At 60.6% G+C, this 464-nt stretch carries 1 protein-coding gene; it reads left to right on the plus strand.

The annotated features are described in order from the left end of the window. On the plus strand, positions 1 to 464 hold a 464-nt coding region (locus tag D7X12_RS45725), incomplete at both ends, for a helix-turn-helix domain-containing protein (RefSeq protein ID WP_244225115.1).

Raw genomic sequence — 464 nt, forward strand, 5'->3', positions numbered from 1 at the left:
ATCTCGCGCTTCGACTCCGGCCTGACCGTGGCCATTGAGCCGCCCGAGCTGGAGATGCGCGTTGCGATTCTGATGAAGAAGGCGCAGGCAGAGAACGTGACCGTGCCGGAAGAGGTGGCCTTCTTCGTGGCCAAGCACCTGCGCTCGAACGTGCGTGAGCTGGAAGGCGCGCTGCGCAAGATCCTGGCGTACTCCAACTTCCACGGCAAAGAGATCACGATCGAGGTCACGCGGGAGGCGCTCAAAGACCTGCTGACGGTGCAGAACCGCCAAATTTCGGTGGAAAACATCCAGAAGACCTGCGCGGATTTCTACAACATCAAGGTCGCGGATATGTACTCCAAGAAGAGGCCGGCCAACATCGCGCGCCCGCGTCAGATCGCCATGTATCTGGCCAAGGAACTCACGCAGAAGAGCCTGCCCGAGATTGGTGAGCTCTTCGGCGGACGCGACCACACCACGGT

The sequence above is a fragment of the Corallococcus sicarius genome (assembly GCF_003611735.1).
GTDB lineage: Bacteria > Myxococcota > Myxococcia > Myxococcales > Myxococcaceae > Corallococcus > Corallococcus sicarius.